We start from the raw sequence: 21944 nt of genomic DNA, 5'->3' as shown, positions 1-21944 counted from the left end.
CTGATAGATTAGCAGGATTAAAGGTTGAGGCTCATGATGTGAATGGAATGGTTCTTTGGGAAAAATCATTTTATTGACCTTATAGAACTAACCCACCTAGATATAAAACAAAACATACATAAATATTTTTGTAACGGGTGCGGTCCTTCAAGGTGATATGCATCCTCTTTTGTTGACAGTAAATAAATGAATAATGAGGGAGAAAAAAATGAAACAATCACTAATCTTTGACATGGATGGAACACTTTTTCAAACAGATAAGATACTGGAATTATCACTGAATGATGCTTTTGACCGGTTACGGACATTAAATAAATGGGATAAGGAAACGCCTATTGATACATACCGTGAAATTATGGGCGTTCCATTACCAGAAGTATGGGAGACATTGCTGCCAGATCATTCCGTGGAGGATCGGGAAGAAACGGATGCCTATTTTCTTGAAAGACTCATTGAAAATATAAAAAGTGGAAAAGGTGCCTTATATCCGGACGTTAAAGAAGTCTTCCGTTATTTAAAGGAGAAGGACTGTTCCATTTACATAGCAAGTAATGGGCTAGTGGACTATTTACAAGCGATTGTCGGTCATTATGGTTTGGATGAATGGGTGACGGAGACATTCAGTATCCAACAAATAGAATCATTAAATAAATCGGATTTGGTTCAGAGCATTATCGAAAAATACAACATAACGAACGGCGCAGTGGTTGGTGACAGACTTTCAGATATAAACGCGGCGAAAGATAATGGTTTAGTTTCCGTTGGTTGCAATTTTGACTTTGCGCGAGAAGATGAGCTAGCTCAAGCGTATTTTGTAATAGATGATTTGAAAGAGCTACAGAGCCTATTACCTAACCTACGCAATGATAAACAGAATGAGGATACAAAAGAGAAGATTGCTAGTCATTCAAACGAGATATGAGGTGAATAACCGTGGAGATAGAAGAGATCCGACAATCCATTAATGAGCTAAGTGAAAGTGACTCAAAGAGTTTTTTATTAAACATCGTGTTACAAGTAAAAATGATGCAGAAATCAAAAGATTCCCCGGAAGAAATTCTAGAAAATTTGAATTCTGTGTTCGATAGATTGGACGAGGTGTCACAAAGTAAAGGACAGCTTGAGGAAAATTATACAACTGTTCACCTTGTCTGTGGAGAATCTCCTGCTGGTTCATTACGCTCAGGATTAGGGGGCAGGAACAAAATTATCGCATTCCCTGATTTCTTTGCGGTAGGACCAATTTGGCAACTTCATAAAGAGGTTGGTCGCAAGAATAGGCATGAATGGTTGAAGGATCATCTTAATTATTCCGATGACTATTTGGAGCGGGAATACGAAAATAAATTTTCCAAAACACTCACAGAAATAGAGCGCATAGGCGAAGATACCCCTATTGTTATTTGGACGGCTGAAAATGCAAACGAACAGACCGGATTATTGTATTTTCTATACTTGTTAAAAGAAAAAGCGAATGAGATTTTCGTGATTAATACTACACTTGCCTATCAAAAACTATTTAATATGTCTGATTCAGGAGTTTTAGATATTCATACAGGTGAGATCAGTGGTGAGCAATTAAGAAAGATATATGAAGAAAAATTATCAGCTCCTTTAACGGAAGCGGATAGGAAACGCTATGAGAGGGAATGGCTTGCATTGTCAGAATCAAGAGCTATCGTCCGGTTGTGGGAAGATAATAAAATCAACACGGTTACAGAAGACTACTTTGATGATTTCATTGTGAAAACTGCCCGAGATATACATAGTAAGCAAAAGGAAAAAGACTTTATCAAATCTGCCAGGTTGATCGGAGAAGTATACGGTACATTTAATCATATTGGTGATGCGTTTCTAGAATATAGAGTGAGAAGTCTGATCTATAAAGGTGTATTTGAAATAAAGGGGATTCCAAAAGCGATGAGATATTACAGTGTAAAGCTGAAGTAATGTCCGGATTCATCCATGTTACTTAAACAAGAATGACAGGAGAAAAGTAATGTTGATAATTGTAGTTCTTATAGGGGTTATGACTTTACTATCCATAGATGGAAATCTGAGAAAAGGATACAAGCAGCAACAAGAAATGCTCGAGTTGTTGAAGGAAATAAAAGAAAAGCAGTGATCTTTTTTAATGGAAGTGTGTAAAAGAAATTCCAAATTAAAAAGCTCAACTTCTCTACAAAACAAAATAGAGAAAGTGAGCTTTTCAGTTACTTCATTATTTATATTTGAACTAATATAAAACTCCTAAGTTGATTTTAGCTATTTATTGAATTCATTAACTGGAAGAAGTATTCAGGTTTATGAGTCTTATTCAGGTTATACCAAGATTGTAATGTATCTGGTGCAAATACATCTAATTTTTTCAGTACTTCAATCGCAAATTCCACAGGAGCTATTCCTGATGCAGTAACTAAATTCCCATCGGATACGGCAGGTCCCGCCTCATAGAACTTTTCTCCCTTATAATTTGGACTTACCATTTTAGTATATTCCAAGTTATTAGTTGTATGCTTTCTAGTATTCAAGTATCCCATATTAGCTAGGGGCTCGATTGCACCACAAATTGCAGCAACAATAGTACCGAGCTTCAAAGCTTGGCCAGTTCTCTCCAAGATAGGTTGATGAATTTCTTCATTCCAAGTAGTCCCACCTGGTAAAATTATAAGATCCGTACTTTCAAGAGTACATTCATCAAGGGAAATATCCGGTTTTATGCTCAGTCCTCCCATCGTAGTAATCATTTCTTTATTAGCTCCTACTGTAATTACCTTTAAAGGTGTTAAACCTTTTTTGAAATATCTTCCGGAGTTCAGTTCAGCAACTAAATAGCCACATTCCCAGTCTGACATCGTATGAAATACATAAAGAAAAACATTTTTTAATTGCATCCAATTACACCCCTATCCCATTTAATATGCCAAACATAACATAACTTCCCTGACACCTAGCGTCAGGGAAGTTATCAAATTTGATGAAATTCTATTAATTCCGATAGAACTTCAATTATTCTTTTCTTAAGACTGATTGGCTCAATAACTTTAATAGATTTATTGTACGGTAAAAGTAAATAAGGTACATATGTATGTAGTATATCTTCTTCAAGAAGAAATACTGCTTGATTTGAAGTCCGCTCTTTTAAATAATGTCCTAAAAACCAATGTTGGCAAATATCATCCAATGCACTTGTATTTCCATTAATAACTAAAGAAGTAATCCCCTCTTTTTCTTCTATAGGTGGAAGGAGGTTTTTCATAAAAAAGTCACGCGCTGAAAAATTTTCTGGCTGGTTAAACTTATTTTCTGTTAGCACTAGGCTCTCCATTCGATCTACTCTAAAACTACGGATATCATTCCTAAGATGACAAAATCCAATCATATACCACTTATTATTCCAATAAATAATCCTGTACGGATCGACCAATCTATCATTTAATTGCTTTTCACTACTTTTATGGTAAAGAATCTTTACCGAGTACCCGTCAGCTACAGCCTGCTCTAACTCCTTCAAAAAAGGTTCCAAAGTCAGGGAACTTAATCCATTTATTACTTCAAGACTAGTTAAATGTTGATTTATCTTCGTTTCCTGCTCTTGATTCGAATATTTTCTTAGCTTTGAAATTGCCCTATTTAGTGCTTCACCACCATAATACCCGGCTTCTTCTGCAAAAATAGCAGCATGGAATAGTGAGGTTTGCTCCTCAAAATCAAAAAACAGAGGAGCTTCGATAAAATTGTTCAATAAAGTGTATCCACCGTTATGTCCTGGTTCTGAAATTATTGGTACACCACTTATTGAAAGTGTATCAATATAACGATATACAGTTCTTATATTCATTTCTAGCTTTTCTGAAATTTGTTTTGCAGTAATTTTTTCATCTGAACGAAGCATCCATAGAATTGCTAGAACATTATCAATTTTAGCCACAGAATCCACCTTTATATGGAAATAAATTTATTTGAAAATAATACTAAATAAAATACCTATTCATTGAATTTCTGTTTAATTGTGTTGGGGCATTACGAAAGGACACCCGTTTGTTGAATAAAAATCATTCGACTTCTATAACAAAATTATAAAAAGCGTCACCATTGGATACGTTCTCTTCCTGTTCATCCATCCACCATACTCCATAAGAATAGTAATAAATCCCATTTTGTAAAGGAGCTGAGAAACTATTATCTTTAACACTCACTTCAGCTTCATCACTTTCACTGACCTGTAATACGTGGAACTCATTTGGCTTCGGTTCATAGTTCATCACAAAAGTTATTTTCTCTCCAGGTTTTACTTTGATTTGTTCTTTTCCTCTCAAAAGTTCTTTTGGCCAGCTGTATCAACACACGTTGATTGACCATTTCCACCCCAGCAATAAGAACCCAATATCGTTTCATATGATTGATTCCTTACTTCTACCATAGCTTCTGGGGGCTTTTCCCCAGTTATTTCATTATGCGCATCTGAACAGCTAGAAAGAGTAAAACAAGTTAATAACAACGAAGCAACTAACCATTTTTTCATTGATTTGCCTCCACTTTTTTGTAAACACTCTAATTCATACTCCACTTTTATGTCTCACATTAATATATTCAACAGAAAGAGCGTTAATCCTTCTGTGATTAACGCATCCTTTAGTTAAAGACTTTATTCTGTTAGGTTAATTGATAAGTAATCTGTTGAACAAATCAAAACAACCTTTTTACCATTTTTCTCATACATTGTTGCAGAACCTTCACGCCATTCAACCTCCCAGCCTTCCTTTTTCAATTCTTTCTGGTATCTTTTAGGAATGCCTTGTTCTTCGGAAGCCTTCGACCAATTATACTCAATAACATTTTCTTCTTCTTTGATGACTTCAGCATCTTTTGGAATAGGAAATCCACCATATCCTTGTATTTGAACAAACGAGATGTTAGCTATAACGAAATACCCAATTATAATAACTGTGATGATTCCAAGCAGTGCAATTAGTGGCTTTTTGACCATAGATGCATTCTCCCATCCAACTTTAAATTCTTAAATCATCTAAAGTTTCTACACTCAAATAATTAAGTGTTTGAGTGCCTTTCTTTACTTTCCACATTTAAAATAATCCTCTCATTTAGTAAATTAGACAGAAGAGAATATTTATCCTTTTTTGAAAAAGGATTCGTCTTTTTCACTTCTGATAGTTCTACAATGAAATGGAAAAAGAAGGTAAAGTCAACCTCTATGTCGAATTTATTCTATTGGTGTATTTTCTATCTATATAAAGGAGGGCTTTTGTGGTTGGATGGTTTAATCTTGTTGGCCTTGTGTTGGGAGAGATGGCTTGGATCCTTCCGGTTATCAGTATGTTGAAGTATGAAGACCATTTTAAAAGATGGGCTGCTTTTTCAATGATTAGTCTCATGGCTTGTTCTGCGGCTCTGTTTTTCCAGATTTTCAGTTTATATGAAAGAGTGAAAGCGGAGGATTGGGCTGCCCTTTTAGATACTATGAGCTTTATCGTATCTGTATCAGTAATACTTCTTATCGGGACCATTTTATTGAATGTAATTACGATTAATATGTACCGGAAAAAGCAGTTTCTTCCTAGTTATAACTCTAAAAATGAAAGAGGATAGATAAAATGATAAAACGAAATATGTTGTATTCCACACTAATATTATTTTTATTGCTAGTTGGTTGTGCATCTGAAACGAGTGATGCAGATGGTCTAAATTCTGCTGTTGAAAATAATGAAACGCGAGAAAGTAATTTAGAAGAAAAAGCAGATGAACCTAAATTCGAAACCAAGTCAGAACAACCGGTAGTTGATAAATCGACAGACGTTTCATCGGAAAATGAAGAAAATGAAGAGTCAAGTATAACGGAGGGAAAAGCATTATCTGCATACTCTTCTGCAGAAATTGAATATGCTCGTGTCTGGTTGGCACTCGGTCCAAATCAAGAAATTGACCAATTAAATGTTGTCCATATTCCTGCCGGTGAACCTATCAATCCCGATGATGAAACTAGTCTAAGTTATCCAGAAGATGTGATTCAGTTATCAGGTTCACGATTAGTCGATGGATCTATCGTATATAGCGGGAATGGAGATGGGACGGTAAACGTTTATCGTGTTCCGTTGCGCTGGGATGGTGAATACCCGGCAGGTGAGGAATTTTATCAGGAGATTATTGATACTACAGAGTTAGAATACATAGATCCAGGTAATGATGTAGAAATTCTCGAATTAATAGAACGGTTAAATATCCAATCTTAAAGCGAGGTGATTGGGATAACCAATCTGGAAAAGGGATGATTGAATGTTTGTAACGGAGAGGTGTTATCTGAGGACCTTTAATCATGCGGATATAACCGATGTGAAAAATTTGTTTGTCAACCCGGACGTAAGAAAATACCTTGGTGGTATACGAGATGAAGCATCCATTGGCGAAGTAATGCAAAGTATGCTAGCTCCGTCTGATACTGATTTCTATTGGGCGGTTAGAGAGAGGCACACAGATAGTTTTATAGGGTTAATTTCTCTGAATCCTCACCATGATGGGCTTTTTCTTGAAGTTTCTTATCAATTACACCCTACTTGGTGGGGAAAAGGTTATGGAACAGAGGTTGTTCAACCAATCATAGGTTACGCTTTTAATGAATTGAATCAAGAAAAGTTAATTGCTGAAACACAAACTGCCAATAAGGCTTCTCGTAGACTCCTGGAAAAGGTAGGGATGCAGTTGGAAAGCAAGGTTATCCGATTTGGTGCGGAACAAGCTATTTATTCTATGGAACGTTACTAGAATCTGGTATGGTGATTAAATTGGTGAGGAGTGACCTTAGATGCAAATACAGCCAAATGGTCAATTAAATACTAGAACGATAGAGGTTCGAGGTCTAACCAAGTCGCAGCTTATTGATATTATGCATCAACAATCTATAGCAATGAATGAGTATGCAAAGAAATTATTTTCTGATGATAGATTCATTACTTCTCACGCAAAATATAGACTAAAGATTTTTGACGTAACTGTTGAGGACCTTGGCTTTACTAATGGAGCAACTTTGCCGCAAATCTTCAAAAAGGCGATTAAACTTGGATTGGAATTGTGTCCACTAGAGCTGGGTCCTCATCTCAGGTTAGAGTATGTGGATCAGCCTGAAGGTTATTTAGGTAACCCCTCAAAAAATCAAGCTCCATCTGGCTCGATTACAATCGCCTCCGAAATTATAAGCGAAGACGATGATTTCCCGAAAGGCTTCTATCTAAGAAAAATTGAGGGCGTGTTATGGCTACGTGGGTACATCGCAGATCATTTGCATGTCTGGAATCCGGATGATCACTTTGTTTTTTGCCAAAGATTATAACTGAAAGAAAGGTGTACAAGAATCTAAGCTGAATAAACCAATTAGTGAAGGTAAATGGACCATTCGAGAAATTGTAGGACATTTATATTATTGGGATAAATATAATCTTGAGATAATGGTTCCCAAAATGGCTAACGGAGTAAACCTCCCGCCGTTTCCAGACCATGACCAACATAATAAGGAAGCTATATCATACTTGAGAGACAATACTGTAGAATCCATTATTGATGCATTCATAGAAACACGGAAGGAACTTATTAAGCGTATTTCAGAAATAGAAGAAGATGCTAGATTTACAATAGGAGAAGGAAAAAGGCAGTTCTCATGTGAAAGTTATAAATATATTTGTAAAACACGACATTCATCATTTGCAACGAATACATGCAAAATTAAATAATTAGATTACTATGTTTTAATAAATTCTTACAACAATAGGGCAATGTACGTATTAAAATATAGGGGAGGGAAGGTAAAGCATGAAATATATCATTCAATACTTATCAGCGCTGATCCTATTTATTTTTTCAACATTTGCTGCATGGTATGAGGGAAGCGCGATCAGAGAAAACCCATGGGAGTGGAAATACACCGCATTTTTCTCCAATATAAATAATGCATGGATTATAGATGGTTCAGATATATCCCAATTAGACCATTTCATATACGCTGCTAAATTTTATCCGATCTTCCCTATATTGATGGTATTAAGCTTCTCCTATCTAGTAATCTTAAGTGGATATCTACTATTTAAATATGACACAAAAAAGCTCAATATTTTCTTGTCTTCTTTCGGGTTGATTCAGATTTTACTTGGAATAATGGTTTCCGACTCGCCGACAATTGGTGGAAAAACTTTTACGGTTACTTTTCTAATGATTGGTATGTTCAGTTCAGCTCTATCCTTTTTAAGAATGAAGAAGCTATATAAAGAGGCTTTATAAAACCCAATACTCAAGGTGCCAGGAGCGTTGATCCAATAGTTGGGCCATCGCTTTTTTATATAAGCTATTACACCGCGTAGCAAAAGAGTTGAAGTTTTATGAAACTAATTTATTAATTAGTACGTCATTATACTAAGTTACTTTTTTGGGGTGGGAATTTAAATCTATATAGGAAAGGGGTTTTCAGATGATAGATTCCACGGAGCTAACTGAATGTCCAAAATGTGGTGGAAATGAATTAGGAAGAGGAAAACATAGTGGATATTCAGTTATAAGTCCATTTAAAAAGATGCGGTTAGGTTCAAATGTTACATATATTATTTGTACTGATTGTGGATATATAATAGAAGGCTACGTAACAAATCCAGAGCGATTTAAAGGTACATTTTAGATACTGCTACTGTCCAAACGAATGCGTTAATCCAATAAAGGGATTAGCGCTTTTTTTAATGGATTGTACAGTGGATAAGATAATGCTTTGTTAAAAGAGATTCCACTAGGTCGCATTTTTTATTTCCTTTCATCAAATTTTCACATTACATGGTTAAGATAAAATTGGACAGTAGATTGGAAGTGAGGAACTACGATGGCAGTAGTAAGCAAGTTGACGACAATTGGTATCATGGTATTTAGTTTAGGAATAGGATTTTTAACGTTCTATTTATTAAGTAACCTGACAAAGGAACAAAGGAAAAAACATCTGGAGGAGTTGATATCTCAATTCATCAACTTTGTCATCTTCATCTGGTTAGGGAAGATTATGTTGAATTTATCCATTTTCGTAACCGATCCATTATCCATCCTGGCATACCCGAGCAATTCAAAAGCTTTTTATTTTGCGGTTGTATCCACAGCTTTATTACTCCTCTATAAATCAAAACGGAAAAACCTGCACGTACGTTCATTGCTGGGAAGCTTTGTGCCCGTATTTCTCATCGGTTCCTTTACATATGAATTTATACAAGTAGTTTGGAACGATGATAGATATGCTTTGGGGTATCTGCTTCTACTTGGGATTTTGATCGGTTTATTCTTTTTCTTCCGGGAACGTACAACAAGTACCGTGTTATTCATGATTGTAATAACGGTTTGGTCTGGCGGATTGATAAGTTTGTTAAGGTTACAACCTTTTGTGACGGTATTTGGGTATATCATGGATCCATGGTTTATTGGCGTGTTTTTCGTGATGAGTATGGGTGGCTTAATTTATAAATTAAGAAAGGGAGATACATAATGGGAATGATTGAATCCGATACGATACTTTTAGCAGGAATGCTTATTGCGATGGGAGCAGGTGCGTTATCTTTTCTATCACCTTGTGTCTTACCTATTTTTCCAGCTTATATGTCGTATATAACTGGAATAAGTGTGAAGGAATTACAGGGTAGTAAAAGCAGTGGGATGGCACGTCGATTATTGATTCATTCCATTTTCTTTCTGTTCGGTATCTCAATCGTATTATTAAGCTTAGGAGCAAGTGCTACGTTTATAGGACAGTGGGCGCAACAACTTCTGATTGGTGATTCCGGTTTATTCATTCAACGGATAGCCGGAGTGTTTATTATCGTGATGGGTTTATTTATAGGCGGCTGGATTAATCTGCCCTCGTTAATGAAAGAGAGACGCTTTACCTATTCGAAAAAACCAGCAGGTTATGCAGGAACATTCTTTATTGGTTTGGGATTTGCAGCAGGATGGACACCCTGTATTGGACCAATCTTTGGTTCAATCTTATTTCTCGCAGTAAGCAATCCTGGGCAAGGTATATTTTACACCCTGATGTATGTTATCGGTTTCGCATTACCGTTCCTCCTATTGACATTTTTTATAGGGAAAACAAGATGGATTGTACGATATAGCGGGGTCATTATGAAAATGGGTGCAGTATTGATGATTGTGATGGGAATTGTTCTATTCTTTGGATTAATGCCACGTATATCAGGATTTCTTCTCGATTTAATTCAAGATACATGGTTAGTGAGATTAGGATAAAAGGAGGTTTTTATATTGAAAAAATGGATTCTGATCATGGTAGTACTAGGGATGTTAGGTTGGGCGGTATTTGACTTTATCAATTCAGAAAATCCATCTCCGAATCAAATGACGGATGCAGAAGAAGTGCAAGAAACTGAAGGTGACGAGCGACAGGAAGCGACGGAAAAAGAAATTCCTGTTGGCCTGGAGGTCGGTAACAGGGCACCGGACTTTCAGCTACAAACGTTGGCTGGAGAAAGTGTGAAGCTATCAGATTTCCGTGGGAGCCGTGTGATGATTAATTTTTGGGCGACATGGTGTCCGCCTTGTCGTGCAGAAATGCCGGATATGGAGAAGTTTTACCAAGATAAAGACATCGTTGTACTAGCTGTCAATTTAACAGATACGGAAAACAGCTTGGAGGATGTAAAAGAATTCTCGGATGAGTATGGGTTAACATTCCCTATATTACTGGATACGGATCTAGAAACAGCTTCTCTATATTCAATCCAGCCATTACCAACTTCATACATGGTGGATTCCAATGGAATCATTAGGAATATGGCATTTGGTGCACTGAACTATGACTTAATGGTTCAGGAGTTCGAGAGGATGCAGTAAATGACAGATGCAGTATAATGGGCATGAGGTGAGAGGATGGAACAAACCATATTGGTTGTGGAAGACGATAAAATGATACGGGAACTGATTCGAATCTATCTGGAGAAAGCAGGCTATGAAGTAGTCGAAGCTGCAGATGGAGAGGAAGCAAAAGAGGTATTTTTAACGAGACATCCTTGCCTGATTGTACTGGATTTAATGCTTCCTAAACTTAGTGGAGAAGAATTTTGTACTTGGGTTCGAGCGCAAGAACGGAATGAAGTATCGATTATTATGCTATCTGCAAAATCACGTACCGAGGATAAAATAAATGGATTAAAAATGGGTGCAGACCATTATGTGGTTAAACCATTCGAGCCGGAGGAACTGCTCGCCCATATCGAAGCGGTACTGCGTCGTACGGGACAATTTTGTCAAAAAATCGCCCATAATGGATTATGTATTAAACCTCGAAAAGGTGAAGTGGTACTCTTTGATCAAGATATTAAATTAACGAAACATGAGTTCAATCTTTTATATCATTTTATGGAGAATCCGAATAAAGTGATCTCTCGAGAAAGTCTCATGGAGCAACTTTACCCTTATGCTGAAAAAATCGTGTCAGATCGTACAATCGATGCTCATATAAAGAAACTACGGAAGAAAATCGAAGAAAATCCTGCAGAACCACAAAGGATTATTACGGTTCGAGGAATGGGGTATAAATTTGTTGCGGAATAAATTTATCAATGCACTAGTACCTAAACAATTTCTATTTCGATTAACTTTTATCAATATATTGGTCATTACCGTTTTCGTAGGATTGAGTAGCTGGGCAATCTATAACACTGCATGTATGTTGGCAGATGGGCTAGTCTCAATGAGTGATCAAAAGCAGGCCCAGTTTGAGGCAACACTGTTCCAATATTTATGGATTTTCAGTATATCTATGATACTAATCGGCAGCCTTATCCATTTTTATTTAACGAAAAGGTTAATTCACCCTTTGAGGGAACTTATTCGGTCTACGAAACAGGTGAAGCTTGGTGATTACCCGAAACCGATTGAGGTAAAGCCTGAAGGGGAAATTGGTGAGCTCATTGGACATTTTAATGATTTAGTCCATCAACTGCAGGAAAATGAGTTGCAACGAAAAAAAATAATTTCCGATTTATCCCATGAATTCCGTACGCCTTTAGCCAACTTGAACGGCTATCTACACGCATTAGAAAAAGGGGTAATCGAAGGGGAACCAAAATTATACCATTCCTTGAAAGAGGAAGCGAAACGTCTCATTTGTTTGGTGGAGCAGATGGAGCAACTGAAAGAGTGGGATTACGTTTCCAACCAGGACTTTTTAGAAAAATCACCAGTTGATATGGTGAAAATGGTGGAGCAAACTGTCGCAATGTTTCGCTGGGCCTTAAGACAGTCACACATAAAAGTTCATGTAGACGTCCAATCGAATGTCTTTAAACTGAATGGGCCTGCTATCACACAAGTCATCAGTAACCTGCTTGATAACGCCATTCGTTACTATGATGGCACTGGTCCGATCATCATTGAGGGATATGAACTTCAGACGGAATATAAACTTTGTATAACTGGTCCTGGGAAACCAATAACACCCGATGCCCAAGGACAAATTTTTGATCGATTTTATCGTACCGAACCTTCCAGGTCACGTGAATTAGGTGGATCTGGTTTAGGGCTTGCAATATCAAAAGAGATTATCGAACAACATCAAGGAACGATAGGGGTTACTTCTGAAGGAAATGTTCACACGTTTTGGTTCAAGCTTCCACGGGGATGAGTATAACACTGGAAGCTTTAAAAGAGGGAAAAGAGGAGAGGATGGAATGAATTTCAATTTAACAGAAACAGGGGCGTTTGAGGCGGAATTCGAGTTTGGGAAAATCGATATTTCAAGCAATACGGATATTGGATTTCGTCCCGTGCAATTATTGGTTTCATCGCTTGCAGGATGTAGTGGAGGGTTATTGAAGAAGATATTAGAAAAGAAACGAATTGTGTTTGATACGATCACTATCGCAGCGGATATTGAACGAGATGAAACGGAAGCAAATAAAGTTACAAGAATAGCACTTCATTATACGGTATACGGTACAAATTTGAGTATGTCTCAGGTTCAAAAATCACTTGATCTTGCAGTGAAAAACTGTGGAATGATTCAGTCTGTAAATGGTTCGATTGAAATTGTGGAGACGATAGAAGTTCAAAATCATTAATGTCAAAGGAAGAAAAATTTGACAGGTCTATCAATCAGTAATATAATATTTAGAAATTTCTATACAAAAAGCGAGGATGAGAAGAGTAGTTAAGAAGTGGATATTTACAGAGAGCTCCTATTTGGTGGAAAGGAGTAATATTCATCTTAATGAATAAAGCCTCGGAGCTGCGCACGGATCTAAGAATCTCTTAGTGATACTGCGACGGGATCTCCCGTTATAGAGATAGGGTATGAATTGAATGTACCTGAAGAGGTTGATATGGTGACGTATCAACAAACTGAGGTGGTACCACGAAGTTACAACTCTCGTCCTCAAGAATTAGTTCTTGGGGGTGAGAGTTTTTTAATGCATTAATTTCTAGTATTTATATCAATATCAAAGAAAGGGGTATTATTTAACCATGAATCCTTTATTGTTTGAAGTTCCTTTACAAATAGAAACAGAAAGACTCATCCTCCGAGCACCGCATAAAGTTGGAGACGGTGAAATTGTTAACCAAGCTATTATAGATTCTCTTTACGAGTTAAAGCCATGGTTGCTATTTGCTCAAGAGCTTCCTACTGTTGAAGAAACAGAGATCAATTTAAGAGAGGCATATATTAACTTTTTAAAAAGAGAAAGTTTCCGTTTCCTTATATTCGATAAAGATAGCAATGATTTTATTGGAGTAACAAGCTTTGACAATATTGACTGGGACATTCCAAAATCTGAAATTGGATACTGGATTAATACAAGTTATAGCGGAAAAGGTTATATGACAGAAGCAGTAAAAGAGTTGGTTGATTATGGATTAGATAGCCTAAACTTTAGAAGAATTGAAATACGATGCGAATCGACGAACTATAAAAGTCGTGCCATTCCCGAAAGACTTGGGTTTGTATTAGAAGGTACGTTAAGAAATGAGGATTTATCTGCAGATCGCAGAGAGCTGACAGATACTTGTGTTTACTCTGTAGTGAGATAGCGATGTATATTACACAAAGGGATCATTATTTGATCTCTTTTTCAGTTGAGAAAACGTGGTATTGTTATCTTAATATTGTGATATTATTAAAGCAGATTGATTTTAGGTACGAATATTCATTTAACTGAAGTTGAAACTGGGGGATCCATAATGAAAAATTGCTTCCTACTTTTCGCATTATTACTTAATTTGTTTATTGCAGGCTGTAGTTCCCCAGAAAATATTAATAGTAATGAATTGAAAAAGTTGGAGATGAAAAAGACAACTGATCAAACGATTGAGGATGACTTTATATTCCGCCTTGTGAGCGAAAAGGCAGAGTATCAAGAGGGGGAAGAAGTAAATCTCTATGGAGAAATATTATACATAGGGAAAAAAGATGAGGTCATTATCCATCATTCTGCATCAGTCATTTCTTTTAGTGCGCGAGAAGAGATAAGAGGATATGATATTGATTATGCCGTAAGTGAAATTGGAGCATCCACAACGCTTAAAAAATTGGGATACCCATACCGATCAGGATATGATAAAGGTTCTGTAATTAAAAGTCCTTTTGATGATAACACGGAGGATTACGAGAAGTTTATAGAGGAGTTATTAGAAGGTGATGGCTTCCCCCTTGGTTATTATACGGTGAAGGGGATTGCCGACTTCTCTGCAGAAACTGAAGGAGATGCGGAAAAAGGGGCATATAAAATGGAGGCCACTATAGAGTTTAAAGTTGTTGACTAGAATCATCTTATTCTACTGAACGGATGCGTACTTCAAATTATATTAACACATTTTTCAGCGGAGTTAGTACAGTAGTCAATAGGGAGATTAGCGAAACCTTAGGAACGTTATTATGGACGTATCCTTCTAAATTATTGCCTTGGAAATAATTTCATTTGGGTTAACTTATGGTAGAACATGTTAATGTTTGAAAAAACTGAAACCTTCCTTTCACCTTTTCGTATTAAATAGTAAGGATAAATTATTAGACAAACTAGAAAACGGAAAGGGAGATGCTAATGCTACGGATGAGTATAGCTGCAATTGTTATATTAGGGTTCTTAACAGGATTTATAAACGCCAATTCATCAACAGAATCTGTTGTATGGCTAGTGCTTGGATGTACAGGTTTGTTGGGAGCTGTTACTTGGGGGTATAGCAGTAGGCAAATTATACAAGCAATAAAAAATAGCTCTGACTTCTGATTTCTATATAGTTTATCATAAAGTAACGAACGGAATATTTGAAGAAGGTGATCCATAATGGTCACCTTTTGTTTTGACTTTAAAGTAATCCTATGCCGAAGAGCTTAGAGGAGGGAACTTTTTTGAACCAGCATCGTAAAATAGTATTGAGAAATAAATATGGTTTCAGGAGGTTTAGATATGGAAACCGGATTTTTAATTATTGGGATTGCTCTTTTACTTATATCCTATTTGTTAGCTGTAAAAAAGCAAACATGGTTATTAGCTGGCTTTAATGAGAAAAATATTAAAAATAAATCGTTATTAGGTAAAATTACAGGAGGAATATTTTTTCTCCCATTAGGCTTGTTAGCAGTGATTCATAGTTTTGTTGATTATCCATATGAGGAAACAGTTCTTGGAATAGCGATGCTGCTACTCTTAACCATTACGTATCTACTGATCAATCGCAAGCGAGTATTATAACGTGGGCCATGAGTAAGATGCACTTAAGTATAATAGTTTTTATTATCATAGAGAAATGGAGGATGAAAGTGTACCAACAGACATTGTGCTTTATTCGTAGAAACGATGAATTACTTATGTTAAATAGAGAATACAAACCAACACAGGGATTATGGAATGGTGTCGGAGGTAAGATCGAAGGTAATGAATCACCTTTAGAGTGTGTAATTCGAGAAGTGAAAGAAGAGACTGATATTGATATTGCTAGGTATCCAATTACAGATAAAGGAGTTATTACCTGGAAAGTGGATGACTCCTCTACTGGTGGGATGTACGTTTATTTAGTGAACGTTGATGAAGATTTTGACTATAAAACTCCAAGAAAAATTGATGAAGGAATCCTAGATTGGAAGAAAATATCTTGGCTACTTGAAGATAATAACTTTGGCGTCGGGGAGATGATACCCCACTACTTACCAAACATTATAAACGTTGAAGGTAGATATAATCACTTTTGTGTAATTAAGGATGCAAAATTAACTGATTATAAGTTTGAAGAGTTGCTACCTAACAAAGAAAAATGGACGAATAAAAAATACAGCTCGACTATGGGTTGAGCTGTAAGTTGTTTATTTAGTTATCTTAGCTTCATCGCTTAGACCACTTACATCGAAAGCCTCCTGTTTGTTATCATACCTTGCTAGAAAAGTTACATTCTGGTCAACAATTTTAAATACTGTAAATACAATACCTTGGCCCTTTATGGAGTCATCTGGATTTAACCATGTTCCTTGTTGTTCTAACACAATAAAGTGGTCTTTTGCATACCGGTTTATTGTAACTAACTTTAATTTTGCACGTTTCAGCCATTCTCCTAATTCTTTATGATCAATAACACCGGTCCCTTTTGGACCGACAATTTCTAATTCGTTAGCAGTCACCTTTGATAATCCTTCCAAATCACCTTCATTCGATAGTTCTACCCACATATCTGCTGTTTCAATTGTATTCATCGTTGTCTTATTCAATTACTGTTCATCCTTCCTTAGAATTTAAAAAGTGTCCAGTGGTGAATCTAATAAAATCTTCATGTCTCATATCTCCCCTAATAACCAGTTGATTATAAATAAGTGGATCTATGAGTTGCATAAGTTGAAGAGCTGAAAACTCTGCAGGAATATCTTCATTCAGGGGTACCGTCAGGAAAATGCGGATTTACAACGCTAAGCACATTTTCGAGACGATTCCCCCATTTTTAACAACGTTAAGAAAATTTCAATGGTCTTAAAGAATCTAACGAGACCATTTTCTCGGAATTAAAATGGTATTCTCCTAGCAAATTAATATGTTCCCAACCTAGAGGCGACATATGGTGCAATAATTCTTCATTAAAACTACCAGACTGTTTTTGATATTCAACTGCTTTTGTTAGATGTAAGGTGTTCCAGATACTAATGGCATTAATGATTATGTTTAAGGCACTGGCCCTTTGCAATTGATGCTGTATGGTTCGCTCCCTAAGCTCACCTTGTTTTCCAAAGAAAATAGCTCTTGCCAATCCATTCATGGCTTCTCCTTTATTCAATCCTCTTTGTATTTTTCTTCTTAATGATTCATCCGATATGTAATTCAAAATAAAGATCGTTTTTTCTATTCGGCCCATCTCACGTAAGGCCGTAGCCAAGCTGTTTTGTCTTGAATAGGAACCTAGTTTTCCCATAATAAGGGATGCTGAAACTGTTCCCTCTCTTATAGAATGAGCTAATCGCAGAACATCCTCATAATTTTCTTTAATGACCTTTGTATTTATTTGTCCACGTAAAATGGCTTCTAATTTTGGATATTCACTTGCTTTATCTATTGTAAATAATTTTGAGTCTGATAAATCTCTTATTCTTGGAGCAAATTTAAATCCTAATAAATGAGTCAGTCCGAATATTTGGTCTGTGTAACCAGCAGTGTCTGTGTAATGTTCTTCTATATTTAGATCCGTCTCATGGTGCAACAATCCATCCAAAACATGAATCGCATCCCTTGAATTTGTATGAATAATCTTTGTGTAGTAAGAAGAGAATTGGTCACTAGTAAAACGGTAGATGGTGGCTCCTTTTCCAGTCCCGTAATGTGGGTTTGCATCTGCATGTAGTGATGAAACACCTAGCTGCATTCTCATACCATCTGACGAGGATGTTGTACCGTCGCCCCAATAGGAGGACAACTGTAATTTATGATGGAAATTTACTAATATGGCTTGGGCTTTATTCATTGCATCTTCATACATGCGCCATTGGGATACATTGGCTAGTTGCTTATATGTAAGTCCGGGTGTGGCTTCGGCCATCTTGCTCAAGCCAATATTCATTCCCATTCCTAAAAGGGCAGCCATGATAATGATTGTTTCTTCCTTATCTGGTTTTCGATTATTGGAAGCATGAGTGAATTGCTCATGAAATCCTGTTATATGAGCCACATCCATGAGTAAATCAGTTAATTTTATTCTTGGTAGCATCTGATAAAGGCTTGCGCTAAATTTTTTTGCTTCTTCTGGAACATCTTTTTCTAAGCGTGCAAGTGACAGTTTTCCTTTATCAAGAGAAACCACATCTAGCTTGTTGGAATTGGCAGCTAACCACTTTAACCTTTCATTAAGGCTGCTAGTTCTCTCCGTTATATAGTCTTCGAATGATAAACTTACTGATAATCTCGTATTCCCCTTCGATCGATTCCATGTATCTTCCGAAAACAAATATTCCTCAAAATCCCTATATTGTCTGCTGCCAACAATGGAAACATCTCCTGCCCGAACATGCTCCCGAAGTTCTGTTAAAACAGCCATTTCATAGTAATGACGATTAATTGTTGTACCATCATCCTCGTATAAATGCTTTTTCCATCGCTTTGAAATAAAATCCACAGGTGAGTCATCAAGCACTTTTCGCTTCCCGGATTCGTTCATTCCTCGGATAATCTCAACAGCCTGTAAAAGTGGCTCATTTGCCTTGGTAGAATGAAATTCCAGTACCCTTAATAACGTTGGCGTATATTTTCTAAGAGAATAAAATCGTTTTTGCAGTAAGTCTAAATAATCATAATCAGCAGGGCGTGCAAGCTCCTGAGCCTCTTCCACCGAAGAAACAAAAGAATTCCATTCAATAACGGATTCTAAAACCTCAAAAACGTCTAATTTTTCCTGTTTTGCTTTGATCAAAGCTTGTCCGATGTTCGTAAAGTGTATAACTTTCTCATTCAGCTTTTTACCGTTTTGTTTCTGAATTGCCTCTTGAGCTTTACGACCTTTTGATAACAGACTGAGTATTTGTCTGTCATGAATTTCAAAAGCTTTATCCGTTAACTCCTGAGTAAGATTTAATAAATAGACGGTTAATATCGAATATCGTTTATTTTCTTGAAAGTCACGAAATGCATAAGGCTCATATCTAGAACCTAAGCGAGACAACTGTAACAGGCGATTGCGATGCAAATGACTAATTTGCACTGTTTCTAATTTCATTCCTCGTATGTATTCGAGTCGTTCTATTACCTTTAGAAAAGTTTCGGGTGAAGGATGACCCGGTGGCTCTTTTAACCAACCCAATATCGTTTTATTGGATTCGGATGGATTCTGTGAGGAAATAATCTCTTCAAGTTTTTCTTTTTGCTTAATTGTTAGAGATTGATTAACCGTGTTGAATAACTTCTTTTCAGCCATTGCCCTTGCTTCCCACACCATTCTTTCAAGTGTAGTGGTAGCAGGTAGTATGATTTTATTTCTTCTTAGAAAATCTACACATTCACGTAGTAAATGAATGGCATCACCATTTTCCAAAGCTAACTGATGAAGGTGCTTAAAATCTGTTGTAAGTAATTCTCTACCTCTCGCAACTTTCATATAGTATCATCTCATTTCTGTATTTATTCAGTTAATTAGTTCAATTATATATCAATAGAGTGTACTCTATTGATACAAGTGTAGTAGACTGATAAAATCATAGTTAAGAGTGTCTCATAAGACTTGTCTCAAAAATGAGGTGATAGTTTGCGAAAAATCGGCTATATACGTGTCAGTTCAACTAGCCAAAATCCTTCAAGGCAATTTCAGCAATTAAACGAAATCGGAATGGATATTATTTTTGAAGAAAAAGTTTCTGGAGCAACAAAGGACCGTGAGCAACTTCAAAAAATGTTAGAGGATATACAGGAAGGTGACATTATTTATGTTACAGATTTAACTCGAATCACTCGAAGTACTCAGGATTTGTTTGAATTAATAGATTTAATACGAAGTAAAAATGCCAGCTTAAAGTCCCTAAAGGATACATGGCTAGATTTATCAGAAGATAATCCCTACAGCCAATTCTTAATTACGGTAATGGCTGGTGTTAACCAATTAGAGCGAGACCTTATTCGAATGCGACAACGTGAAGGGATTGAGCTGGCTAAGAAAGAGGGGAAGTTTAAAGGCCGATTAAAGAAGTATCATAAAAATCATGCAGGAATGAATTATGCAGTTAAGCTATATAAAGAAGGAAATATGACTGTAAATCAAATTTGTGAAATTACAAATGTGTCTAGAGCTTCATTATATAGAAAGCTATCAGAAGGGAACGAATAATCCTTCTTCATCCCAGAAAAGGGCCAAAAATGATAAATATTAATTTAATAATGTTGTTTTAGGCTTCAACCATCTTAGCGGAAGCTACTATATCGAAATCAAGTAGAAGGGGATTACTGCCCCATATCTACTTGATTTTTTTCGCATATGGGAACAAAATATGACTTTCTATAATGGTTTCATATTATGGAAATCTTACAAACTAGAAAAGGAGTTTTATAGTTTTTTAATTTTAAATATTTATATTTTACATACCTTCAATTCAAAAGGAGATATTAAAACTATCTATTAAAACTGGAGGATGAATTATGGAGGTTACAAAAAATACCCAATTACTTTCTACAGAAGATGCATTACTAATCAAAGGCTTTTATGCTCATTTGCTCAATCTTCCTAATCCTGAAAACAATAACACTTATGTAGAAAGAAATGTTCATTTATGAAAGCTAAACAAAATAATGAATATAAGTCACCTGTTGCCGCATTATTATGGTCAGTAACAATGGTGGGGTTTGGTCAATTTTATAATGGCCAATATATTTTTGGGTTTATGCTTTTAGTAAGCGAATTTGCGGTTAATATATTATCAAATTTGAACCTATCTATTCATCATTCTTTCCACGGAGACCTTATAACCGCACATGATATCGTAAATTACCAATGGGGATTATTCTATCCCTCTCTCTATGGCTTTTCCATTTGGCAAGCCTATAACAAGGCGTTAGTAATGAACTACCAGCGAAAGGAAAAAGAACCTCCTGAAAAAGTGTACCTGACAGGTTTTTGTATTGGTTTAGTTGTTGGAATGAATTTTGGAGTTTATTGGCACCATCATTTCCTTGATAATATCCCATTTTTTAAAGCGTTATCCAGCCCTGTATTTAACGGCCTTCTAATAGGAATAATCCTTGGATTTGTTGGTCATTTGATAGAAAAACAAAAAACTAAAGGATGATAAATATGCAGGATAAAATTGAAGAAATGGAAAAACTGGAAATTTTAATAAATCAATTTCAGGATCTTCATGAAGAGTACACAGGAGTATGGCTTGATGAGGTGTTTTTACATTGGGATTGGTGGATATCCTTAATTATATCAGTGGGTACTTGGATATTTTGGATTTTTTATCGAAAAAAAGAAAGTACTCATCGTCTTTTACATGCAGGTATTTTCGCTATGTTGATATCTATTATCCTTTGTTATATTGGTTCTGCGTTTGGTTTATGGTATTATACGGGTAAATTAACACCAACCTATCCTGCATGGTTCCCCTACAACTTGAGTTTGTTACCAGTAACTATTATGTTTTTAATTCAAACAAAGCCACATATAGCTTCATGGAAAAAAGGGATATTTTATGGTTTATTAACTGCATTTGTAGGCGAGCCTATTTTTGTATGGGCTGGTTTTTATGTTATGACGGGATGGGAGTATATTTACTCTGTTCCTATTTATGCTATTATTTTTATAGTTTGCGATTGGTTAACAAAAAGAGATACTTTTGAAAAAGTTTGATGCTAGTATAGTTTCATGGACACATCTAAGTTAAATTTATACAATGAATTTCAAGGAGGATGTGTCCGATGAATACAAGAAATAACGGTAAACGATATAAT

Annotated in this window: 30 protein-coding genes, 1 pseudogene and 1 other annotated feature; of the genes and pseudogenes, 24 read left to right on the top strand and 7 right to left on the bottom strand. The window is 36.1% G+C overall.

The window, feature by feature from the left end:
* Window positions 1–208: 208 nt before the first annotated feature.
* From ACFSBH_RS07090 to ACFSBH_RS07080, 3 genes are read left to right on the top strand one after another with little or no spacing between them, the layout of a single operon-like run.
* Window positions 209–922 (top strand): HAD family hydrolase, encoded by a 714-nt coding sequence (locus ACFSBH_RS07090; protein WP_379596757.1) that lies wholly within the window; start codon window positions 209–211, stop codon window positions 920–922.
* Between the two features lie 11 nt (window positions 923–933).
* Entirely contained in the window at window positions 934–1950 is a 1017-nt protein-coding gene (locus ACFSBH_RS07085; RefSeq protein ID WP_379596755.1) for a DUF1835 domain-containing protein, read from the top strand.
* A gap of 49 nt (window positions 1951–1999) precedes the next feature.
* Window positions 2000–2125, top strand: a complete 126-nt coding sequence (locus ACFSBH_RS07080) for a YrzO family protein (RefSeq protein ID WP_379596753.1) — start codon at window positions 2000–2002, stop codon at window positions 2123–2125.
* 136 nt (window positions 2126–2261) lie between these two features.
* Here the strand turns inward: ACFSBH_RS07080 and ACFSBH_RS07075 are convergent, their stop codons facing one another.
* From ACFSBH_RS07075 to ACFSBH_RS07055, 5 genes are all read right to left on the bottom strand, one after another.
* Window positions 2262–2894: a type 1 glutamine amidotransferase family protein gene (locus ACFSBH_RS07075; RefSeq protein WP_379596751.1), complete on the bottom strand. Its 633-nt coding sequence runs from the start codon at window positions 2892–2894 to the stop codon at window positions 2262–2264.
* A 74-nt stretch (window positions 2895–2968) separates the two neighbouring features.
* Window positions 2969–3931, bottom strand: coding sequence for a helix-turn-helix transcriptional regulator (locus ACFSBH_RS07070; protein WP_379596749.1), 963 nt, complete (start codon window positions 3929–3931; stop codon window positions 2969–2971).
* 124 nt (window positions 3932–4055) lie between these two features.
* On the bottom strand, window positions 4056–4319 hold the full coding sequence (locus tag ACFSBH_RS07065; protein ID WP_379596747.1) for a hypothetical protein: 264 nt from the start codon (window positions 4317–4319) through the stop codon (window positions 4056–4058).
* Window positions 4316–4525, bottom strand: coding sequence for a hypothetical protein (locus tag ACFSBH_RS07060; protein ID WP_379596745.1), 210 nt, complete (start codon window positions 4523–4525; stop codon window positions 4316–4318). The genes ACFSBH_RS07065 and ACFSBH_RS07060 overlap by 4 nt, the downstream gene beginning before the upstream one ends.
* A gap of 123 nt (window positions 4526–4648) precedes the next feature.
* Complete coding sequence (locus tag ACFSBH_RS07055) at window positions 4649–4990, bottom strand: hypothetical protein (RefSeq protein WP_379596743.1); 342 nt, start codon at window positions 4988–4990, stop codon at window positions 4649–4651.
* A gap of 278 nt (window positions 4991–5268) precedes the next feature.
* Here ACFSBH_RS07055 and ACFSBH_RS07050 point away from each other — a divergent pair, with 278 nt between their 5' ends.
* The 17 genes from ACFSBH_RS07050 to ACFSBH_RS06970 all read left to right on the top strand — a co-directional run bounded on the left by ACFSBH_RS07050 (window position 5269) and on the right by ACFSBH_RS06970 (window position 16333).
* Window positions 5269–5610 carry a hypothetical protein gene (locus tag ACFSBH_RS07050; protein WP_379596741.1) on the top strand — a complete coding sequence of 114 codons (342 nt, stop codon included), beginning with the start codon at window positions 5269–5271 and terminating at the stop codon, window positions 5608–5610.
* A 5-nt stretch (window positions 5611–5615) separates the two neighbouring features.
* The gene (locus ACFSBH_RS07045) at window positions 5616–6251 is read left to right on the top strand and encodes a hypothetical protein (RefSeq protein WP_379596739.1); all 636 of its coding nucleotides are present in this window, start codon (window positions 5616–5618) and stop codon (window positions 6249–6251) included.
* A 43-nt stretch (window positions 6252–6294) separates the two neighbouring features.
* The gene (locus ACFSBH_RS07040) at window positions 6295–6780 is read left to right on the top strand and encodes a GNAT family N-acetyltransferase (RefSeq protein ID WP_379596737.1); all 486 of its coding nucleotides are present in this window, start codon (window positions 6295–6297) and stop codon (window positions 6778–6780) included.
* Between the two features lie 40 nt (window positions 6781–6820).
* Window positions 6821–7345 carry a helicase gene (locus ACFSBH_RS07035; RefSeq protein ID WP_379596735.1) on the top strand — a complete coding sequence of 175 codons (525 nt, stop codon included), beginning with the start codon at window positions 6821–6823 and terminating at the stop codon, window positions 7343–7345.
* A gap of 28 nt (window positions 7346–7373) precedes the next feature.
* Window positions 7374–7742, top strand: coding sequence for a DinB family protein (locus ACFSBH_RS07030; RefSeq protein WP_379596840.1), 369 nt, complete (start codon window positions 7374–7376; stop codon window positions 7740–7742).
* Window positions 7743–7821: 79 nt separating this feature from the next.
* Window positions 7822–8286, top strand: a complete 465-nt coding sequence (locus ACFSBH_RS07025; RefSeq protein WP_379596733.1) for a YjdJ family protein — start codon at window positions 7822–7824, stop codon at window positions 8284–8286.
* Window positions 8287–8872: 586 nt separating this feature from the next.
* Window positions 8873–9520: a hypothetical protein gene (locus ACFSBH_RS07020; RefSeq protein ID WP_379596731.1), complete on the top strand. Its 648-nt coding sequence runs from the start codon at window positions 8873–8875 to the stop codon at window positions 9518–9520.
* A complete protein-coding gene (locus ACFSBH_RS07015; RefSeq protein ID WP_379596729.1) occupies window positions 9520–10278 on the top strand; it encodes a cytochrome c biogenesis CcdA family protein in 759 nt (252 codons plus the stop codon). The genes ACFSBH_RS07020 and ACFSBH_RS07015 overlap by 1 nt, the downstream gene beginning before the upstream one ends.
* 15 nt (window positions 10279–10293) lie before the next feature.
* Window positions 10294–10881, top strand: a complete 588-nt coding sequence (locus ACFSBH_RS07010; RefSeq protein WP_379596727.1) for a peroxiredoxin family protein — start codon at window positions 10294–10296, stop codon at window positions 10879–10881.
* Between the two features lie 36 nt (window positions 10882–10917).
* Window positions 10918–11601 (top strand): response regulator transcription factor, encoded by a 684-nt coding sequence (locus ACFSBH_RS07005; protein WP_379596725.1) that lies wholly within the window; start codon window positions 10918–10920, stop codon window positions 11599–11601.
* Window positions 11591–12673: a sensor histidine kinase gene (locus ACFSBH_RS07000; RefSeq protein ID WP_379596723.1), complete on the top strand. Its 1083-nt coding sequence runs from the start codon at window positions 11591–11593 to the stop codon at window positions 12671–12673. The genes ACFSBH_RS07005 and ACFSBH_RS07000 overlap by 11 nt, the downstream gene beginning before the upstream one ends.
* Window positions 12674–12719: 46 nt before the next feature.
* Window positions 12720–13109, top strand: coding sequence for an OsmC family protein (locus tag ACFSBH_RS06995; protein ID WP_379596721.1), 390 nt, complete (start codon window positions 12720–12722; stop codon window positions 13107–13109).
* 64 nt (window positions 13110–13173) lie between these two features.
* Window positions 13174–13428 (top strand) — a binding site (T-box leader).
* A gap of 84 nt (window positions 13429–13512) precedes the next feature.
* Window positions 13513–14076 carry a GNAT family N-acetyltransferase gene (locus ACFSBH_RS06990; protein ID WP_379596719.1) on the top strand — a complete coding sequence of 188 codons (564 nt, stop codon included), beginning with the start codon at window positions 13513–13515 and terminating at the stop codon, window positions 14074–14076.
* A 150-nt stretch (window positions 14077–14226) separates the two neighbouring features.
* On the top strand, window positions 14227–14808 hold the full coding sequence (locus tag ACFSBH_RS06985) for a hypothetical protein (protein WP_379596717.1): 582 nt from the start codon (window positions 14227–14229) through the stop codon (window positions 14806–14808).
* Between the two features lie 278 nt (window positions 14809–15086).
* A complete protein-coding gene (locus ACFSBH_RS06980) occupies window positions 15087–15272 on the top strand; it encodes a hypothetical protein (RefSeq protein WP_379596715.1) in 186 nt (61 codons plus the stop codon).
* A 180-nt stretch (window positions 15273–15452) separates the two neighbouring features.
* The gene (locus tag ACFSBH_RS06975) at window positions 15453–15737 is read left to right on the top strand and encodes a DUF3784 domain-containing protein (protein WP_379596713.1); all 285 of its coding nucleotides are present in this window, start codon (window positions 15453–15455) and stop codon (window positions 15735–15737) included.
* A gap of 68 nt (window positions 15738–15805) precedes the next feature.
* Entirely contained in the window at window positions 15806–16333 is a 528-nt protein-coding gene (locus tag ACFSBH_RS06970) for an NUDIX hydrolase (protein ID WP_379596711.1), read from the top strand.
* 12 nt (window positions 16334–16345) lie between these two features.
* On the opposite strand, the gene ACFSBH_RS06965 is transcribed toward ACFSBH_RS06970, so the two are convergent.
* Together ACFSBH_RS06965 and ACFSBH_RS06960 are read right to left on the bottom strand one after the other, a co-directional pair.
* Window positions 16346–16729 (bottom strand): hypothetical protein, encoded by a 384-nt coding sequence (locus tag ACFSBH_RS06965; protein WP_379596709.1) that lies wholly within the window; start codon window positions 16727–16729, stop codon window positions 16346–16348.
* A gap of 251 nt (window positions 16730–16980) precedes the next feature.
* Window positions 16981–19566: pseudogene (locus tag ACFSBH_RS06960) on the bottom strand (Tn3 family transposase); the annotation flags it as partial.
* 186 nt (window positions 19567–19752) lie between these two features.
* Here ACFSBH_RS06960 and ACFSBH_RS06955 point away from each other — a divergent pair.
* From ACFSBH_RS06955 to ACFSBH_RS06940, 4 genes are all read left to right on the top strand, one after another.
* The gene (locus ACFSBH_RS06955) at window positions 19753–20328 is read left to right on the top strand and encodes a recombinase family protein (RefSeq protein WP_379596707.1); all 576 of its coding nucleotides are present in this window, start codon (window positions 19753–19755) and stop codon (window positions 20326–20328) included.
* Between the two features lie 308 nt (window positions 20329–20636).
* Window positions 20637–20771: a hypothetical protein gene (locus ACFSBH_RS06950; protein WP_379596705.1), complete on the top strand. Its 135-nt coding sequence runs from the start codon at window positions 20637–20639 to the stop codon at window positions 20769–20771.
* Window positions 20768–21283, top strand: a complete 516-nt coding sequence (locus ACFSBH_RS06945) for a hypothetical protein (RefSeq protein WP_379596703.1) — start codon at window positions 20768–20770, stop codon at window positions 21281–21283. Before ACFSBH_RS06950 ends, ACFSBH_RS06945 begins: the two co-directional genes overlap by 4 nt.
* 5 nt (window positions 21284–21288) lie before the next feature.
* Window positions 21289–21843: a CBO0543 family protein gene (locus tag ACFSBH_RS06940; RefSeq protein WP_379596701.1), complete on the top strand. Its 555-nt coding sequence runs from the start codon at window positions 21289–21291 to the stop codon at window positions 21841–21843.
* The last annotated feature ends 101 nt before the right edge of the window (window positions 21844–21944 follow it).

It is taken from the genome of Oceanobacillus luteolus (assembly GCF_042678205.1).
Classification (GTDB): domain Bacteria; phylum Bacillota; class Bacilli; order Bacillales; family Amphibacillaceae; genus Oceanobacillus; species Oceanobacillus luteolus.
Note: the sequence above shows the minus strand (reverse complement) of the source record. Positions and strands in the feature narration are given on the sequence as shown.

Bases quoted from the DNA above. Each gene is read 5' to 3' on its own strand.
- ACFSBH_RS06965 (WP_379596709.1), bottom strand. From the start codon at position 16,729: ATGAATACAATTGAAACAGCAGATATGTGGGTAGAACTATCGAATGAA.
- ACFSBH_RS06990 (WP_379596719.1), top strand. From the start codon at position 13,513: ATGAATCCTTTATTGTTTGAAGTTCCTTTACAAATAGAAACAGAAAGA.
- ACFSBH_RS06950 (WP_379596705.1), top strand. From the start codon at position 20,637: ATGGAGGTTACAAAAAATACCCAATTACTTTCTACAGAAGATGCATTA.
- ACFSBH_RS07080 (WP_379596753.1), top strand. From the start codon at position 2,000: ATGTTGATAATTGTAGTTCTTATAGGGGTTATGACTTTACTATCCATA.
- ACFSBH_RS07040 (WP_379596737.1), top strand. From the start codon at position 6,295: ATGTTTGTAACGGAGAGGTGTTATCTGAGGACCTTTAATCATGCGGAT.
- ACFSBH_RS06975 (WP_379596713.1), top strand. From the start codon at position 15,453: ATGGAAACCGGATTTTTAATTATTGGGATTGCTCTTTTACTTATATCC.
- ACFSBH_RS07035 (WP_379596735.1), top strand. From the start codon at position 6,821: ATGCAAATACAGCCAAATGGTCAATTAAATACTAGAACGATAGAGGTT.
- ACFSBH_RS06985 (WP_379596717.1), top strand. From the start codon at position 14,227: ATGAAAAATTGCTTCCTACTTTTCGCATTATTACTTAATTTGTTTATT.
- ACFSBH_RS07005 (WP_379596725.1), top strand. From the start codon at position 10,918: ATGGAACAAACCATATTGGTTGTGGAAGACGATAAAATGATACGGGAA.
- ACFSBH_RS07075 (WP_379596751.1), bottom strand. From the start codon at position 2,894: ATGCAATTAAAAAATGTTTTTCTTTATGTATTTCATACGATGTCAGAC.
- ACFSBH_RS06945 (WP_379596703.1), top strand. From the start codon at position 20,768: ATGAAAGCTAAACAAAATAATGAATATAAGTCACCTGTTGCCGCATTA.
- ACFSBH_RS06995 (WP_379596721.1), top strand. From the start codon at position 12,720: ATGAATTTCAATTTAACAGAAACAGGGGCGTTTGAGGCGGAATTCGAG.
- ACFSBH_RS06980 (WP_379596715.1), top strand. From the start codon at position 15,087: ATGCTACGGATGAGTATAGCTGCAATTGTTATATTAGGGTTCTTAACA.
- ACFSBH_RS07025 (WP_379596733.1), top strand. From the start codon at position 7,822: ATGAAATATATCATTCAATACTTATCAGCGCTGATCCTATTTATTTTT.
- ACFSBH_RS07045 (WP_379596739.1), top strand. From the start codon at position 5,616: ATGATAAAACGAAATATGTTGTATTCCACACTAATATTATTTTTATTG.
- ACFSBH_RS07055 (WP_379596743.1), bottom strand. From the start codon at position 4,990: ATGGTCAAAAAGCCACTAATTGCACTGCTTGGAATCATCACAGTTATT.
- ACFSBH_RS07020 (WP_379596731.1), top strand. From the start codon at position 8,873: ATGGCAGTAGTAAGCAAGTTGACGACAATTGGTATCATGGTATTTAGT.
- ACFSBH_RS07015 (WP_379596729.1), top strand. From the start codon at position 9,520: ATGGGAATGATTGAATCCGATACGATACTTTTAGCAGGAATGCTTATT.
- ACFSBH_RS07060 (WP_379596745.1), bottom strand. From the start codon at position 4,525: ATGAAAAAATGGTTAGTTGCTTCGTTGTTATTAACTTGTTTTACTCTT.
- ACFSBH_RS06940 (WP_379596701.1), top strand. From the start codon at position 21,289: ATGCAGGATAAAATTGAAGAAATGGAAAAACTGGAAATTTTAATAAAT.
- ACFSBH_RS07090 (WP_379596757.1), top strand. From the start codon at position 209: ATGAAACAATCACTAATCTTTGACATGGATGGAACACTTTTTCAAACA.